This is a genomic window from Bradyrhizobium sp. USDA 4532, assembly GCF_024171315.1.
Lineage (GTDB): Bacteria > Pseudomonadota > Alphaproteobacteria > Rhizobiales > Xanthobacteraceae > Bradyrhizobium > Bradyrhizobium australafricanum.
On the sequence record NZ_JALJZN010000001.1, the window covers coordinates 4,826,148 to 4,841,822 of the forward strand.

Here is a 15,675-nt window from a genome sequence, read left to right on the forward strand (position 1 = left end):
CCCGCCGATGGACGCCATCCCCGCCGCGCAAACCACTAAGCATCACGCACCTGACGTCGGCGAGTTGTTCACGGGCTTCTTCATCCTCGGACTGACCGGCTTCGGCGGCGTGCTGCCGCTGGCGCGCCACATGATGGTGGAGAAGCGCGGCTGGCTCACCGGCGCGGAGTTCACCGACCTGCTCGGGCTGTGCCAGTTCCTGCCCGGCGGCAACATCATCAACATGTCGGTCGCGGTCGGGCTGAAGTTTCGCGGCATTCCCGGCGCGTTCGCGGCGATCCTCGGCCTGATCGCGGTGCCGACCGCGGTCGTGATCGGCCTTGGTGTGATCTATAGCCGCTTCGCCGACGACCCGGTCGTCCGTCATCTATTCGGTGGCCTCGCCGCCGCAGCGGCCGGGCTCCTGATTTCCACGGCGATCAAGATCGCCTGGCCGCTGCGGCGCGATGTGCTCGGCCTCTTCATTGGCGCGCTGTGCGTGCTGGCGATCGCCGTGTTCCGCTTGCCGCTGCTGCCGACCCTGCTGACGCTCGCGCCGCTCAGCATTGTTCTCCGGTCGAGGCAGGCGTCATGAGCGCAACCCTCGTCACGCTCGCGCTGATCTTCGCCGAGCTGTCGTTGCTCGCCTTCGGCGGCGGCAACACCATCCTGCCGGAGATGCAGCGTCAGGTGGTCGACGTCCATCACTGGATGACGGCGCAGGAATTCGGCGCGCTGTTCGCGCTGGCGCAGGCAGCACCCGGGCCGAACATGATGGTGGTGCCGCTGGTCGGCTGGCATGTCGCGGGCTTCTCCGGCGTGCTGGTGACATCGCTCGCCAAGTTCGGGCCGTCGTCGCTGGTGACAGGCTTCGCGCTGCGGCTCTGGGAACGCTTCAAGGACCGGCCCTGGCGCCGCACCGTGCAGGCGGGGCTGGTTCCGGTCACCGCCGGGCTCGTCACGGCCAGCGCCATCGTCATCACCCACGCATCGGCCTCGAGCTGGGGCACCATCCTGATCGCGGCCGGCGTCGCGATCGCCACCACCACGACGCGCATCCATCCGCTTGTCGCGCTCGCCGCCGGCGCGGTGCTCGGCCTGTCCGGCATCGGACAGCCCTGACGCTCTGCTTGCGGCGATGGCGTCTCGTTCCACGCGGCGATGTGCGCGCTTTCGCCGCAATGGATGCGACGTCGCCAGCGGCTATGTTGATAATGCCATGATCGACACGCTCCGCATCGACACCCGTATTGCGCGCCGCGAATTGCGCGCCGGACGTCTGCACGCAGGCAATTAGCCGGCCGGCGATCGCGCGCCGTCCGGATTCCTCTACGTCACCAAATCATTTCAGTCCGTCGCGTCGCGAGATGTCCGCGCGCCGGCGCTCGTGCGCCTCCGATCAACCGCAAAGATCAACCGACATGACCCGAACCATTCAGAACAGCTTTACCGCCCCGGCATTGCCGCCGATCGTGATCACCGCGAGCGAGGCGCATCGCCTCAGCGCGCTGGCCGATTCCAGCATGGCGGTGTTTCCCCGCGTCGCCCAGTTCCTCGCACGCGAGACGGACCGCGCCCAGCTGGTCGCCGACGATGCCGATCTGCATGACGTGGTCCGCATGGGCTCGCTTGTGCGCTACCGCGACGACGAGACCGGCGACGTCAGGGAGGTCGTGCTCGTCTATCCGCACGAAGCCGACATCGCGCTGCGGCGCATCTCGGTGCTGACGCCGGTCGGTGCGGCGCTGATCGGATTGTCGGTCGGCCAGACGATCGATTTTCAGACGCCGAGCCAGCAGACGCGTTCGGTGACGGTTTTGGCCGTGACGCATGAGGGCTAGCGACTTTACGCCGCCTGATGACACTGTCCCATCTCGATCCCGTGCCGGCGCCCGCGCGCGATGCCTTCGGCGATCGCCTTCACGACGATCTCGGCGTCTTCGGGGGAGAGGTGATCGAGCGGCTGCCAGGCGCGCATGATGTCGCGTGCGCGATCGAGGTCGCCGTAGATTGCAAGGAGAGGAAGCGATTTGCTCGGCATGTCCGTTGCTCCCAACCGCAGCTGAGCGAGTCTACCTCATCTGGACAGGTCGAGCCATGCGTCCGGCAACCGCGATTGCGTGCATTGCAGATCGCCGATGCATGGCGAGGGCGTTCCTGCCCCCGCCGTCAACGCATTCGGTTACTCCGCGCCGGAGCCGCCCTGCACGATCTTCTCGTTCAGCTTCTGATCGACGGTCTCGACCGTGCGGTCGATCTCGGCGCTCGGCGTGCCGAGCTGATGCGAGATCAGCTTCACCAGCAGGTCGACGCGTTCTATGAAGGGCGCGCCGGCGGCGACCGCGCGGGCCGCCGATGACGGCTTGAGCAGGCTTTCCGCGGCCTTGGCGTATTTCGCGAACGGCACCTGATCCGCGGGATCGGCGCCGAGCTTGCGCGCGATGGCGTCGACATGATCATAGATCGCCTGCGAGCGCGTCAGGTCGCTGTGCACGGCATCGCGGATCGATTGCGGCTCCGTCGGCGTGATGCAGCGATAGTTGCCGGTCAGCAGCATCGACCACTTCGCCAGCGGCACGAACAGCGAATCGAACACCTTCAGCTTCACCGGAACGTCTTGGCCGTCGAGCGTCACCGCGTCGATGTCGGCTTCGAGCTCGCGCAGCACCTTGTTGTGCTTGTCGTCGGCGAAGGCGGAGGCCTTGAAGTTGGTCGGCAGGCCGACATGCAGCACATTGGCCTTCTCCTCCGGCGGACGGAAGGCCTGCGGATCGGGCGAGCACAGCGTGACGAGGCCCGGCTCGAAGCGCTCCCACACCTGCGCGTTGGTGTAGGCCTCCTCGAGGTCCATGCCGGCGAGTGCGGGGATCCGCTTCAGATACGGCAACGGCGGCATGTTCATGATCGACAGGCAGGGCAGCTTCGCCGCCGCGATCTTGATCATCAGCACGCGAACCGTGTGGTTGGTGTATTGCGGCTCCTGCATCGCAAGGCCGACCATGTCGTAGCGCGAGACGTCGACATCGGCAGGCGTGACGGCGTCGAGCTTGCCCGGCAGATCGCGCGAGAAGATCGAGCGGTGCTCCTTCTCGTCGCGCAGCTTGATCCGCACCTCGGTGCCTTCGCGGTTGATCAGGTCGGCGGTGTTCTTCCGGCACACCAGGGACACGTTGTGACCCGCCATCAGCAGCTTGGTCCCCAGCAGGGAGCCGTAGGAAGCTCCCAAAATCAGAATGTTGCGCGCCATGCTCTCTCCAATGGCCCTCCTCACGAAAGGCTTGCTCTCCAAAATCCTGTCCGAAGCTGCTGCCGAACCGATGCCCGGTCGATATTGGCCGTCCCGCATCCACGGGCCGACGGTCGCCAAATCACCAGACAATCAAGACCGCTGGTGTATGGTATGCCACCGTCTATCGCAGATCGACAAGCGGCTGCCAAGGGGATTATCTCGCGTGCGGACTTTCGTTCCGCGGTTAAGAAGGGCATTCGAGCTTGCAAGTCGCCGCCGACCCGACGGATCGGGCTGAAGAAATCCTCGTCTCAGCTTCCCGGCTGTTTGCCCGCCACTCCTATGCCAACGTGACGATGGAGCAGGTCGCAGCATCGGTGCAGGCCGTGCCGGGCGCGCTGTATCACTATTTCCGCGACAAGGAAGATCTGATCTTCCACTGCTATCTGCGCGGCCTTGCGATCTATCGCCACGAGATCGAGGCGGCCGCCGAGCCCGGCATCGACGGGCTCGAGATCATCAGGCGCTTCGTGCGCGGCAGGCTGAGGCCCGAAGGCCAGCGCATGATCCTGTTCAGCGATATCGATGCGCTGGCCGCGCCCTACAGCAGCGAGGTCCATGCCAAGCGCTGGCAGAACGCCGCGCTGCTGGCGGACATCCTCGATCGGGGCGTGGCGGACGGCTCGATCGCCTGCGACGAGCCGCTGCTCACGGCGGTGGCGCTGATCTCCATCCTCGACTGGGTTCCGTTCTGGCTGTCCGAACGCGACTACTACACGCGGCAACAGGCGATCGATGCCATCGACGACATCATCACGCATGGCGTCTACCGGCGCGAGATCGCGCTCCCCAAAATGCCCGAGCCGCTCAGCCTCGCCCCTTTTCTCGAGGCTCGCGCAGCGTTGAACAAGCGGGCCGCCAAGTTCGACAGGATGCTGTCGATTGCTTCCGACAGTTTCAACCGAAGGGGCGCCTCGGGCACGTCGCTCGAGAGCATCGCCGTGGATGCGGGCATGACGCGCGCCGGCATCTACTATCACTTCAGTGAAAAAGAGAGCCTGCTGCTGGCCTGCCTGCGACGCGGGCTCGCCGGCGAGGTCAGCATTCGCGAGCATCTGCAAGAGCACAGCCTTGGAGCATTCGATCACATCGTTCAGCGAATTCGCCTGCTGTTGATGCTGCACGACACGCCCTGCGGCCCAAAGGCGACCTACCACAACATCAACTATCTCAACGACGCAGACCGAAAAGCCTATGTCGGAGACGTGCTGGCGACGATCCGACAAGACCAGAACAGCTATCAGCGCTGGGTCGACGAGGGCCGTTTCCGCCGCATCGATACCTATTTCGCGGAGCGCATTCTCACCGGAATGGGCCACTGGTATCCGATCTGGTTCAAGACCAGGCGTGACTGGTCTCCAGCCGAGATCGCCGATCATTTCGCGCGGCTGTTCCTCGCGGGCCTCAAGCCGCGCCGACATCCAGGCTAGATCCGCCACGGTAGCGATCCCGGTTTCCCCTTCCCCCTGAAAGGGGGAAGGTCGGGATGGGGGTCAGCCGCAGGCGACGCTCCAAGTGGAGACAGCCGATCCCCACCCGCTTCGCTCTAACGAGCGAAGCGACCTCCCCTTTTCAAGGGGAGGTTTTGGAGACGGACGACGCCGGTTCGGAACCGAGAATAAGCGTGAGCCCCATCCAAAAGTTTACCTGTAATTCAAAACTGCGCCCGATTCCGGCGACATATGGCCTATAACATCATAATACCTTCTGCTAAAACTTGACGCAGTATTCAAAGCGAAAGTTGCGAAGGCTCGGCGATTGGGGTTATGAGACGGCCTCGATCGCTAAAGATCAAGAAACACGAGCAAGGGAGAACGCAGGATGCATAGGCTGATCGTTGCCGCCGCGGCAGCGCTGACGGTGTTGGGAGGCGCGGCGTCCGCGCAGGAATCCATCAAGATCGGCTATATCGATCCGCTCTCCGGCGGCGGCGCCAGCGTTGGCGAAGGCGGCCTGAAGACGTTTCAGTATCTCGCCGACGAGTTGAACGCCAAGGGCGGCATCCTCGGCCACAAGGTCGAGATCGTCCCACTCGACAACAAGACCAATCCGCAGGAAAGCCTGGTGCAGGCGCAGAAGGCGGTCGACGCCGGCGTCCACTACATCACCCAGGGCAACGGCTCGTCGGTCGGCGCGGCGCTGGAAGACTTCGTCACCAAGCACAATTCGCGCAACCCCGGCAAGGAAGTGCTCTACTTCAACTACGCCGCGGTCGATCCGGCGATGACCAACGAGAAGTGCAGCTACTGGCACTTCCGCTGGGATGCGAACTCGGACATCAAGATGGAAGCGCTGACCAACTACATGAAGGGCCAGCCGTCCATCAAGAAGGTCTACCTGATCAACATGGACTATTCGTTCGGCCAGTCGGTGCGCACCACGGCGCGCAAGATGCTGGGCGAAAAGCGGCCGGATATCCAGGTCGTCGGCGACGAACTGCACCCGATGCTCAAAGTCACCGACTTCTCGCCCTACATCGCCAAGATCAAGGCGTCCGGCGCCGACACCGTCGTGACCGGCAACTGGGGCCAGGACTTCGCGCTGCTGCTGAAGGCGGCGGCTGACGCCGGCCTCAAGGTCAACTGGTACACCTATTATGCCGGCGGCGCCGGCGGACCGACCGCAGTCAAGCAGGCCGGCCTCGAGGGCCAGGTGTTCCAGATCAGCGAAGGCGTCCCGAACTCCGGCAACAAGGCGGCGATGGATTTCGAGAAGGACTTCCGCGCCAAGACCGGCATTTCCGTCTGGTATCCGCGCGCGGTCAACGAGATGCGGATGTTCAAGGCGGCCGCCGAGAAGGCCAATTCGATCGATCCGGTGAAGGTCGCGGCCGCACTCGAAGGCATGAAGTTCGAAGTGTTCGACGGCGGCGAGGGCTTCATCCGCAAGGACGACCACCAGTTCTTCCAGCCGATCTACATCTCCTCGTTCGGCGCGCTGGCCGACAAGACCAAGGAGCCGTTCGACGAGGAAAACACCGGCTGGGGCTGGCGCATCGTGTCCAAGATCGACACCGCGCAGACGATGCTTCCGACCACCTGCAACATGAAGCGGCCCTGATCGGCCACATCAGTCATTCCGGGATGGTGCGCAAGCACCAGACCCGGAATCTCGAGATTCCGGGTTCGCCCGCTGACGCGCGCGCCCCGGAATGACGGGTAAGTTCCTTTCACTCGACAGGCTTTACTCACGTGAACCGTTCCAGTCTCAAGCGAGTGCGCCGTGGCTGAGCTGATCGTCATCTCGACGCTCAACGGCGTCCTGTTCGGCATGCTGCTGTTCCTGTTGTCCAGCGGGCTCACCGTCATCTTCAGCATGATGGGCGTGCTGAACTTCGCGCATGCCAGCTTCTACATGCTCGGCGCGTTCTTCGGCTTTCAGCTCACCCGCTGGATCGGATTCTGGCCAGCCCTGGTGCTGGCGCCGCTGCTAGTCGGCGCGGTCGGCATGGCGGTCGAGCGCTACGGTCTGCGCAACACCCACAAGCACGGCCATGTCGCCGAACTGCTGCTGACCTTTGGTTTAGCCTTCGCGATCGAAGAGATCGTCTCGATGATCTGGGGCAAGAGCCCGGTCGACTACCGCGTCCCGGCGGCGCTCGACTTCCCGGCCTTCACCGTGTTCTCCACCAATTACCCCGCCTACAAGATCTTCATGCTGGTGATCTCGGTAGTGATCTTCATCGCGCTGCTGGTCACCTTGAAGAAGACGCGCGTCGGCCTGATCGTGCAGGCCGCGCTGACCCATCCGAGCATGGTCGGCCATCTCGGCCACAATGTCGGACGCGTGTTCATGCTGGTGTTCGGCGTCGGCAGTGCCCTTGCGGGTCTCGCCGGCGTCATCGCCGGTCCCTCGCTGGTGACGCAGTCCGACATGGCCGCGCTGCTCGGCCCGATCCTGTTCGTCGTCATCGTGTTCGGCGGCCTCGGCTCGCTGCCCGGCGCCTTCATCGCTTCGCTCCTGATCGGCTTGATCCAGACCTTTGCAGTTGCTTTGAACGGCTCGCTCGCCAGCGTGTTCGGCCCGCTCGATCCGAGCCTCGGCCCCTCGCCGCTCACGGACATCTGGAACGTCACGATCGCGCAGATCGCGCCGATCCTGCCTTATGTGCTGCTGGTGCTGGTCCTGATCTTCCGCCCCATGGGCCTATTGGGGACGCGCGAGTCATGAGCAACGCTTCCACGCCCTCCATCGCTGCGGGCAAGCAGGAGCCCGGCAGCGCCTTGAGCTTCTATGGTGTCTGGCTGCTCGCCGCGGTCGCGCTGGTCGTGCTGCCGCTGGTGTTCGGCACCGGCGGCTCGCTGACCTCCTTCAGCCTGATCGGCATCGCGATCATCTTTGCGCTGTCCTACAACATCCTGCTCGGCCAGACCGGGCTGCTGTCGTTCGGACACGCGGTGCAGTACGGCCTCGGCGGTTTCCTCGCCGTGCATGTCATGAACGCGGTCGCGAGCCACAACTGGCCGATCCCGCTGCCGGTGATCCCGCTAGTCGGCGGCATCGGCGGCATGGCGTTCGCCCTCCTCGTCGGCTGGGTGATGACCAAGCGCGCCGGCACCGTGTTCGCGATGATCTCGCTTGGCATCGGCGAGCTGGTCGCCTCGTCGTCGCTGATCCTGCGTAGCGTGTTCGGCGGCGAATCCGGCATCACCACCGACCGCACCTCGCTGATGCCGATGTTCGGCTGGACCTTCGGGCCGCAGATCCAGGTCTATTACCTGATCGCGTTCTGGGTGATGGTGTCGGCGATCGCGATGTATGCGCTGACCCGCACGCCGCTCGGGCGGATCTGCAACGCGGTGCGCGACAATCCGGAGCGCGTCGAGTTCATCGGCTACGATCCGCATGTGGTGCGCTATCTCGCCTACATGTTCGCCGGCTTCTTCGCCGGCATCGCCGGCGGGCTGACCGCGATCAATTTCGAGATCGCCAACTCGGCCTATCTCGGCGCGACGCAGTCGGGCCTCGTGCTGTTCTCCGCGTTCATCGGCGGCACCGCCTATTTCTTCGGTCCGATCTTAGGTGCCATCCTGGTGACCTATCTGCAGCTCGGGCTGACCAGCGTCACCTCGGTCTGGCAGCTCTATTTCGGCATCATCTTCATCGGCATCGTGATGTTCGCACCCGGCGGCATCGCCGGCATCCTGATGAAGCACCGCCCGCTGATCCGCGCCGGGACCCTCGGCACCGTGATCCCGTCCTATCTGGTCGCGACGATCCCGACGCTGGCGCTGGCGCTCGGCATCATCCTGACCATCGAAACCGTTGCGCGCTTCTCGGGCGGCGATGTGATCAACCTGCTCGGCGTTCCCTTCGTCGCCACGGCGCCGACGACCTGGGCGGCCGCGGCGGTCCTGCTCGTCGGCGGCTTCCTGGTCGCGCGCATCACCTGGCGGCGCGTTGCGGAAGCCTGGGACCGCGCCGCGACGGTGGCCCGTGACCGGGGGTATCTCGCATGACCGCTGCCATCCAAGTCAACGCCGTCGAGAAGAGCTTCGGCAATGTCGCCATCATCCGCGATCTCAACCTGAGCGTCGCCAAGGGCGAGCGTCACGCCATCATCGGCCCGAACGGCGCCGGCAAGTCGACGACGTTCAACCTGATCAGCGGCCACATCAAGCCGACCTCCGGCGAGATCCGCCTCAACGGCGAGGTGACCTCGGGCTTGCGGCCCTTCGAGATCAACCGGCGCGGGCTGTCGCGCTCGTTCCAGGTCACCAACGTGTTCGCCCGCATGACGGTGTGGGAGAACGTCCGCTGCGCCGTGCTGTGGGCGACCGGCCACCGCTACGCGTTCTGGAAGAACGTCGACAATCTGCCCGAGGTGAAGCAGCGCACCGCGCAGATCCTCGACGACATCCATCTCAGCCACCGCCGCGACGTGCCGGCGGGCCTCTTGACCTATGCCGAGCAGCGCGAGCTCGAGATCGGCATCACGATCGCGGGCGGCGCCAGCGTCATCATGCTGGACGAACCGACCGCGGGCATGAGCCACGCCGAGACCGAGCGCGCCGTCGCGCTGATCCGCCGCCTCACCGAGGGACGCACGCTCGTCATCGTCGAGCACGACATGAGCGTGGTGTTCGGCCTCGCCGACCGCATCTCGGTCTTGGTCTACGGCCACATCATCGCCTCCGGCACACCGGAGGAGATCCGCGGCAACCCGAAGGTCAAGGAAGCCTATCTCGGCGAGGAGGTCGACTGATGCTCGAGGTCAGGAATCTTCACGCCTATTACGGCAAGAGCCACATCCTGCAGGGCGTCGATCTCGACATCGCGGCCGGCGAGGTGGTGAGCCTATTGGGGCGCAACGGCGTCGGCCGCTCGACCACCGTCAAGGCGATCATGGGCGAGGTGCCGCCGCAGGGCACCATCCGCTTCAAGGGCCAGGATATCGCGGGCCTGCCGAGCCACAAGATCGCACGCCTCGGGCTCGGCTATGTGCCGGAGCATCGCGACATCTTCCCGAGCCTGACGGTTCGCCAGAACCTGATCCTCGGCATCAAGGACCCGCGCCGCCCCGGCAAGTGGCGGCTGCAGGAGATGCTCGACATGTTCCCGAACCTCGCCGCGCGCGCCGACACGCCGGCGGGCGTGCTGTCAGGCGGCGAGAAGCAGATGCTGACCACCTGCCGCACGCTGCTCGGCGACCCCGAATTGATGATGATCGACGAGCCGACCGAAGGCCTGGCGCCACTGATCGTGCAGCAGGTCGGCGAGCTGATCGCGCGGATCGCGAAAGCCGGCGTCGCGATTCTCCTCGTCGAGCAGAAGCTGTCGATCGCGATGAAGATCTCCAACCGGGTCTACATCATGGGCCACGGCCGCGTGGTGTTCGAAGGCACCCCCGACCAGCTCAAGAGCAACGCCGCCGTTCGCGAGGAATGGCTCGAGGTGTAAGGCGGGTGACGGCGGATCGACGAAGCAATCGAACGTCGACGTAGCAGAGCCATCAGTCAGTTCGCGAACACGACCCAGACCAGCGCGACCAAGAGACTGTGGAAACAAATTATCGAAGCCAGGAATAGCCAGTCGTCCCCGGTCATGGGGCCGAAAACCACGGCCGAAGCGCGGCGACAGCGACACGCGAGCTGGGACAAGAGGTTCGACTGCATCGGACTGCCCTAGCGGAGTACACTCCGCCAGGTCTTGCTAGTCTGTGCCAGCTAGTTGAGAGCTGGTGTCAGCCCATCACCGATCGCCATTCGAGCTGCGATAGGCCCTCGGCGTGAGGCCGGTCCAGCGGACGAACGCATGCGTGAAGGAAGAGACCTCGCTGTAGCCCAATAGCCATGCGATCTTGGAAATCGGCAGCTCCTCATCTTCGAGGTAATGGCGGGCAAGGGCAATTCGAAACGCCTTGAGAACGTCTGAGAAGTCCACCCCCTCCGACGACAATGCGCGAGCGAGAGTTCTCCGGCTCATGCCAAGACGACGCGCGACCGCCTCGGCATTGGCTTTGCCGTGCGGAAGCAACTGGGCGATGTGTCCTTCGACGCGTGACTGCACGCTGCTTCGTCTCGGTGCCCGGTTACGAAGCGCTTCGTCGGCATATTGAAGCAGCATCCTGTTGAGATGCAAATCGGCCCCCACGACAGGCAATGCGCCGATCCGGGACGGAAACAAGAGCTCGTCGCTGTCCGCTGCAAATTCGATCTCGCATCCAAGAAGAGATCGCACATCCGACGGCGTTTCTCGTCTGGAGTGCTTCAACTTGATTTGCTTTGGGACCAGCCTGCCGTCAGTCAGTGCGCGGCAAATACGGATCAGCGCAACCAGCCAGAATTCCGCATGGTGACGATCCGACGACCGATCGATGTTGACATATTCGAACCCGATGGCGAAGCCGCGATCCAGAGAGCTTCGCAACCGCACACCCTCGTTGTTGATCGCGCAGTAGCGTCCGCCGATTTGCAAGGCGTCAACGAGATGCTCCGATGAAGCCATGACGTAGTACAGAAGCCCGATCTCGCCCAGCTCGAAGCCTTGAGCCAGATGGAGTCCGAAGCAGTCGTCCTGCAATTCCCTTGCGGCGAGTTCGAGCAGCCTGACCTGCGCTCGTGCATCGATGCGGCGCTTGTGGTCCTCGACGTCGTCGATTTCCAGGCCTGCAGCCGACACGATCGGGGCCGGATCAACCTGCGCATCGCGCAGCCGGGCACATGCGAGACGCGCGATTCCCCCGGCAGAGCTCGGTATCGACGGCAAGGCGCTAGCAACGCGTGTGGCGGCTTTCATTCGGCACCGAACTGTGTTCGTGGCTCAACGTCGGGAGCTTCCGGGATTGTATTTTGACCTATGTCAAACGAGCTCATGGGTACGAGGCATCCGGTCTGACACCATCTCGCAATTTAACGACCCAGGATCACAAGACGCAACGGGCGCAAATCGTCTAGCCGATTGCTCCGCGGCCACTCCATTTCTGCCTTGAAACGACGGCAGTCAGCTTCCAATGGGCCCGCGCAGGGGCGAACGCGTCATGGGCTTGGTCAACCATGCAAATTCGCTGGGGCAGGCGATTGGCGCCGAAGCGAACAGCTGTATGAGCTAGGTCGTGGTTGGACAAACACCTGCCCAGCATAGCGGCATTCATCGTTCAATTCATTACACGATCATTGAAGGCGAGACCGCCGGCACCTGGCGTTACTCGTTCTCCATCGGCGATCGCAACTATTCGGGAACGGTTCAGGCGGTCCTGGGATTGCTGGCGGCACGCCGCGTGAGGATGAAGATCGATCGGATGTTAAGGCAAAACGCGTCAATTGATCATCAAGGCCGGCAGCGGGTGGAGAAAGAAGTCGAGACGCCCACTCCGCTCGTCCCACCGGCCGATCCCAAGGACTAAGCGCGGCTGTAGCCGCGCTAGCCCGGCCGGAGCAACGCCACCACGTCGCCCGCGCGCAGCGTCTGGCCGGGCTTCACCGGCACCGAGGCGATGCGGCCCGCCGCGGGTGCGTGCACGGAGATCTCCATCTTCATGGACTCGATGATGGCCAGCACGTCGCCGGCCGCGACCTTGGCGCCTTCCTCGACCAGCACCTTCCAGATGTTGCCGGGCACTTCGGAGAACGCGCCGATCTGACCGTCGGGAATCCCCGTCGCGGCGGCTGCCGCATCGATCGTTTCAGCCGGCGCCTCGTCGAGCTTCATCTCGCGCCAGCGCTGGCGCTCGGCGTCGAACGCAGCCTGCTGCGTTGCCTTGAACGTGGCGATTGACGGCTTGGCGTCGGCCAGTGTCCTGGCGTAGTCGGCGTAGGAGAACTCGCCCTCTTCGATCATGATGTCATACTGCCCGTGCGGGAACGCGGCGCGGGCGTCGAGCAGTTCATCGGCGTCGACCGGGAAGAAGCGGATCTTGTCGAAGAACCGCAGCAGCCAGGGATGGCCCGGCTCGAACACCCGCGTGGTGCGCCAGGTGTTCCAGACCTGGATGGTACGGCCGAACAGCTGGTAGCCGCCCGGCCCTTCCATGCCGTAGATGCACATATAGGCGCCGCCGATGCCGACCGCGTTCTCCGGCGTCCAAGTCCGCGCCGGGTTGTACTTCGTGGTCACCAGCCGATGCCGCGGGTCGAGCGGCGTCGCCACCGGTGCGCCGAGATAGACGTCGCCGAGGCCGAGCACGAAATAATCCGCGTCGAACACGATGCGGCGGACATCGTCCTCGCTCGCAAGTCCATTGATGCGCCGGATGAACTCGACATTCGACGGACACCATGGCGCATCGGCGCGCACCAACTCCTGATATTTGCGCATCGCAAGCTCAGCCTCCGGATCGCGCCACGACAGCGGCAGATGCACGGTGCGGCTCGGCACCCGCATCGCGTCGACCGGCGGCAATTCGCGCTCGATCCGCCTGAGCACGTCGAGCAGCTTCGTTCGCGACAACGCCGTGCCGTCATAATGGATCTGCAGCGAGCGGATGCCGGGCGTCAGATCGATCAGGCCACTGAGCTTCGCCTCTTCCAGCGCCTGCGCCAGCACATGCACGCGCAGCCGCAGCGCGATGTCGAGCTCCATCGGACCATACTCGACCAGCAGATTGTCGTCGCCGGCGCGGCGATAGACCACCGGAATCGGGCCGTCGTCATTCCGACCGACGATCGCCGATCCGAGCTCAGGCGCGCGCAGCACCGTGGGGCCGGCCACCGGATCGTCGCGTTTGACCGGCACGAAGCGGACGGTGTCGCCCGGCCGGAGCTGGCCGACCTTCCATAGCTCGTCGCGGGCGACCACGGCCGGACAGACGAAGCCGCCGAGGCTCGGTCCGTCGGGCCCGAGAATGATCGGCATGTCGCCGGTGAAGTCGATCGAGCCGACCGCATAGGCGTTGTCATGGATGTTCGACGGATGCAGCCCGGCCTCGCCGCCGTCGGCGCGCGCCCAGCGCGGCTTCGGCCCGATCAGCCGCACGCCGGTGCGGGCGCTGTTGAAATGCACCTCGTAGCTCGCCGCGAACAGCGTCTCGATATCCTCGTCGAGGAAGAAATCCGGCGCGCCGTGCGGGCCGTAGACGACGCCGATCTGCCACGCCGATGTGAGTTGCGGCCGCTCGTGTTCCGTGGCGCGCCGCGGCGCCGCAAGGCCCGATGGCTCGGCACCGATATGCAAGACGTCGCCGGCCTTCAGCGATCCCGTCGCATGGCCGCCGAACGCGCCGAGCGCAAACACGGCACGCGACCCGAGAGTTTCGGGCACGTCGATGCCGCCGCGCACGGCGAGATAGGTGCGCTGGCCCGGGCCCTTGATGCTGCCGATCGCGAGCGTCTGGCCGGCGCGTACCGCGAGCGGCTGATCGTAGGCGACATCAGCGCCGTCGAGCGATGCCTTCATCTGCGCGCCCGACAGCGCGACGATCGTATCGGTGTTGAAGCGCAAGGTCGGCCCGTTGACCGTCAGCTCCAGTGCGGTCGTTACTTCCGGATTGCCGACCAGGCGATTGGCGAGGCGGAACGACCGCTCATCCATCGGGCCGCTCGGCGGTACGCCGACATGCCAGAGATGCAGCCGGCCGGGCAATTCCTGCACTCCGCTTTGCGCGCCCGGCGCGACAACGTCGATGGTGCGGGGGCGATAGCCGAATTCGCCAAGCACACTCGTCGCCACTTGCCCGCTGCGGAACACGTCGGACGCCGCGATCGCACGCAGATAGTCCAGATTGGTCTCGATGCCGGCGACGACCGTATCGTCCAGCGCTTTCGAAAGCCGGGCGATCGCGGCCTCGCGCGTCTCGGCTGAAACGATGATCTTGGCCAGCATCGGATCGTAGAACGGCGACACCTCGGTGCCGGTCTCGATCCAGCCGTCGATCCGCGCATCCGGCGAAAAGCTGACCTGCGTCAGGCGGCCCGCGCTCGGGCGAAAGCCCGCGCCCGGATTCTCGGCATAGAGCCGCACCTCGATCGCAGCTCCCTTTGGCGTGAGCGCGCCCGCCTGGCCGAGCACGTCCTCGCCGGCCGCCTGCCGGATCATCCATTCGACGAGGTCGACGCCGGTGACCTGCTCGGTGACGGGATGCTCGACCTGCAGGCGGGTGTTCACCTCGAGGAAATAGAAATCGTCGCGCTCGACGTCGTAGATGAACTCCACCGTGCCGGCAGATTCATAAGACACGGCCTTGCCGAGCGACACCGCGGCCGCATGCAGCCGCCGGCGGATGTCGGCGGACAGCCCCGGCGCGGGCGTCTCCTCAAAGACCTTCTGGTTGCGCCGCTGCAGCGAGCAATCGCGTTCGCCGAGGGCCACCACGCCGCCCTTGCCGTTGCCGAAGATCTGCACCTCGATATGGCGGGCACTGGCGACGAACCGCTCGAGATAGACCCGGGCATCGCCGAAGCTGGCCCGCGCCGTGCGCTGCACTGATTCGAAGCGCTCGCGCAGTGTCGCCATGTCGTGGCACAGCTGCATCCCGATGCCGCCGCCGCCCGCCGTGCTCTTCAGCATCACCGGGAAGCCGATCGTTTCGGCCTGCTGCACCGCCTCGTCGATGGTCTCCAGCAGGCCCGAGCCCGGCAGCAGCGGCACGCCGCTGCGCTCGGCGATCTCCCGCGCCTTGTGCTTGAGACCGAAGGCGTCGAGATGCTCAGGCCGCGGCCCGATGAATTTGATGCCGTGCCCGGCGAGCCGCTCGGCAAAGCGGCGGTTCTCCGACAGGAAGCCGTAGCCGGGATGCACCGCCTGCGCGCCGGTGGCAAGGCACGCCGCCATGATCGCATCGACATTGAGGTAGCTCTCCGCGGCGGGCGCAGGACCGATCCGCACCGCCTCGTCGGCGTCGAGCACCGGCCGGGTGAAACGGTCGGCGTCGGAATAGACCGCGACCGAAGAGATGCCCATGCGACGCAATGTTCTGCCGATCCGCCCGGCGATCTCGCCGCGGTTGGCAATCAGGACCTTGCTGAACATGC

The 15,675-nt window shown here is 64.9% G+C and carries 14 protein-coding genes; 10 read left to right on the forward strand and 4 right to left on the reverse strand.

Annotation, left to right across the window (positions count from 1 at the left end):
* The first annotated feature begins 7 nt into the window (after positions 1 to 7).
* The 3 genes from J2R76_RS22085 to rnk all read left to right on the forward strand — a co-directional run bounded on the left by J2R76_RS22085 (position 8) and on the right by rnk (position 1,820).
* Complete coding sequence (locus J2R76_RS22085) at positions 8 to 574, forward strand: chromate transporter (RefSeq protein ID WP_057017907.1); 567 nt, start codon at positions 8 to 10, stop codon at positions 572 to 574.
* A complete protein-coding gene (locus J2R76_RS22090) occupies positions 571 to 1,101 on the forward strand; it encodes a chromate transporter (RefSeq protein WP_057017908.1) in 531 nt (176 codons plus the stop codon). Before J2R76_RS22085 ends, J2R76_RS22090 begins: the two co-directional genes overlap by 4 nt.
* 299 nt (positions 1,102 to 1,400) lie before the next feature.
* Positions 1,401 to 1,820 carry a nucleoside diphosphate kinase regulator gene (gene rnk / locus J2R76_RS22095; RefSeq protein ID WP_057017910.1) on the forward strand — a complete coding sequence of 140 codons (420 nt, stop codon included), beginning with the start codon at positions 1,401 to 1,403 and terminating at the stop codon, positions 1,818 to 1,820.
* Positions 1,821 to 1,825: 5 nt separating this feature from the next.
* On the opposite strand, the gene J2R76_RS22100 is transcribed toward rnk, so the two are convergent.
* Positions 1,826 to 2,020, reverse strand: a complete 195-nt coding sequence (locus J2R76_RS22100; RefSeq protein WP_076827654.1) for a hypothetical protein — start codon at positions 2,018 to 2,020, stop codon at positions 1,826 to 1,828.
* Positions 2,021 to 2,161: 141 nt separating this feature from the next.
* Positions 2,162 to 3,226 (reverse strand): ketopantoate reductase family protein, encoded by a 1,065-nt coding sequence (locus tag J2R76_RS22105; protein WP_253604417.1) that lies wholly within the window; start codon positions 3,224 to 3,226, stop codon positions 2,162 to 2,164.
* A 245-nt stretch (positions 3,227 to 3,471) separates the two neighbouring features.
* Between J2R76_RS22105 and J2R76_RS22110 the strand changes: the two genes are divergently transcribed.
* From J2R76_RS22110 to J2R76_RS22135, 6 genes are all read left to right on the forward strand, one after another.
* A complete protein-coding gene (locus J2R76_RS22110) occupies positions 3,472 to 4,698 on the forward strand; it encodes a TetR/AcrR family transcriptional regulator (protein ID WP_076827656.1) in 1,227 nt (408 codons plus the stop codon).
* A gap of 391 nt (positions 4,699 to 5,089) precedes the next feature.
* A complete protein-coding gene (locus tag J2R76_RS22115) occupies positions 5,090 to 6,328 on the forward strand; it encodes a branched-chain amino acid ABC transporter substrate-binding protein (RefSeq protein ID WP_057017914.1) in 1,239 nt (412 codons plus the stop codon).
* Between the two features lie 162 nt (positions 6,329 to 6,490).
* On the forward strand, positions 6,491 to 7,438 hold the full coding sequence (locus J2R76_RS22120) for a branched-chain amino acid ABC transporter permease (protein ID WP_016847025.1): 948 nt from the start codon (positions 6,491 to 6,493) through the stop codon (positions 7,436 to 7,438).
* Positions 7,435 to 8,727 carry a branched-chain amino acid ABC transporter permease gene (locus tag J2R76_RS22125; protein ID WP_076827658.1) on the forward strand — a complete coding sequence of 431 codons (1,293 nt, stop codon included), beginning with the start codon at positions 7,435 to 7,437 and terminating at the stop codon, positions 8,725 to 8,727. The genes J2R76_RS22120 and J2R76_RS22125 overlap by 4 nt, the downstream gene beginning before the upstream one ends.
* Entirely contained in the window at positions 8,724 to 9,473 is a 750-nt protein-coding gene (locus J2R76_RS22130) for an ABC transporter ATP-binding protein (protein ID WP_028332917.1), read from the forward strand. The genes J2R76_RS22125 and J2R76_RS22130 overlap by 4 nt, the downstream gene beginning before the upstream one ends.
* The gene (locus tag J2R76_RS22135) at positions 9,473 to 10,168 is read left to right on the forward strand and encodes an ABC transporter ATP-binding protein (protein ID WP_050385202.1); all 696 of its coding nucleotides are present in this window, start codon (positions 9,473 to 9,475) and stop codon (positions 10,166 to 10,168) included. Before J2R76_RS22130 ends, J2R76_RS22135 begins: the two co-directional genes overlap by 1 nt.
* A gap of 291 nt (positions 10,169 to 10,459) precedes the next feature.
* Here the strand turns inward: J2R76_RS22135 and J2R76_RS22140 are convergent, their stop codons facing one another.
* Complete coding sequence (locus J2R76_RS22140) at positions 10,460 to 11,506, reverse strand: AraC family transcriptional regulator (protein ID WP_253624937.1); 1,047 nt, start codon at positions 11,504 to 11,506, stop codon at positions 10,460 to 10,462.
* Positions 11,507 to 11,822: 316 nt separating this feature from the next.
* Between J2R76_RS22140 and J2R76_RS22145 the strand changes: the two genes are divergently transcribed.
* Entirely contained in the window at positions 11,823 to 12,113 is a 291-nt protein-coding gene (locus tag J2R76_RS22145; RefSeq protein WP_076827661.1) for a hypothetical protein, read from the forward strand.
* 17 nt (positions 12,114 to 12,130) lie between these two features.
* Here J2R76_RS22145 and uca read toward each other — a convergent pair whose 3' ends face one another.
* Positions 12,131 to 15,673: an urea carboxylase gene (gene uca / locus J2R76_RS22150; RefSeq protein WP_253624938.1), complete on the reverse strand. Its 3,543-nt coding sequence runs from the start codon at positions 15,671 to 15,673 to the stop codon at positions 12,131 to 12,133.
* Positions 15,674 to 15,675: the final 2 nt, after the last annotated feature.

Excerpts from the sequence above, each read along its gene's own strand:
- J2R76_RS22085 (WP_057017907.1), top strand. The coding sequence starts at position 8 with ATGGACGCCATCCCCGCCGCGCAAACCACTAAGCATCACGCACCTGAC.
- J2R76_RS22090 (WP_057017908.1), top strand. The coding sequence starts at position 571 with ATGAGCGCAACCCTCGTCACGCTCGCGCTGATCTTCGCCGAGCTGTCG.
- rnk (WP_057017910.1), top strand. The coding sequence starts at position 1,401 with ATGACCCGAACCATTCAGAACAGCTTTACCGCCCCGGCATTGCCGCCG.
- J2R76_RS22100 (WP_076827654.1), bottom strand. The coding sequence starts at position 2,020 with ATGCCGAGCAAATCGCTTCCTCTCCTTGCAATCTACGGCGACCTCGAT.
- J2R76_RS22105 (WP_253604417.1), bottom strand. The coding sequence starts at position 3,226 with ATGGCGCGCAACATTCTGATTTTGGGAGCTTCCTACGGCTCCCTGCTG.
- J2R76_RS22115 (WP_057017914.1), top strand. The coding sequence starts at position 5,090 with ATGCATAGGCTGATCGTTGCCGCCGCGGCAGCGCTGACGGTGTTGGGA.
- J2R76_RS22125 (WP_076827658.1), top strand. The coding sequence starts at position 7,435 with ATGAGCAACGCTTCCACGCCCTCCATCGCTGCGGGCAAGCAGGAGCCC.
- J2R76_RS22130 (WP_028332917.1), top strand. The coding sequence starts at position 8,724 with ATGACCGCTGCCATCCAAGTCAACGCCGTCGAGAAGAGCTTCGGCAAT.
- J2R76_RS22135 (WP_050385202.1), top strand. The coding sequence starts at position 9,473 with ATGCTCGAGGTCAGGAATCTTCACGCCTATTACGGCAAGAGCCACATC.
- J2R76_RS22140 (WP_253624937.1), bottom strand. The coding sequence starts at position 11,506 with ATGAAAGCCGCCACACGCGTTGCTAGCGCCTTGCCGTCGATACCGAGC.
- uca (WP_253624938.1), bottom strand. The coding sequence starts at position 15,673 with ATGTTCAGCAAGGTCCTGATTGCCAACCGCGGCGAGATCGCCGGGCGG.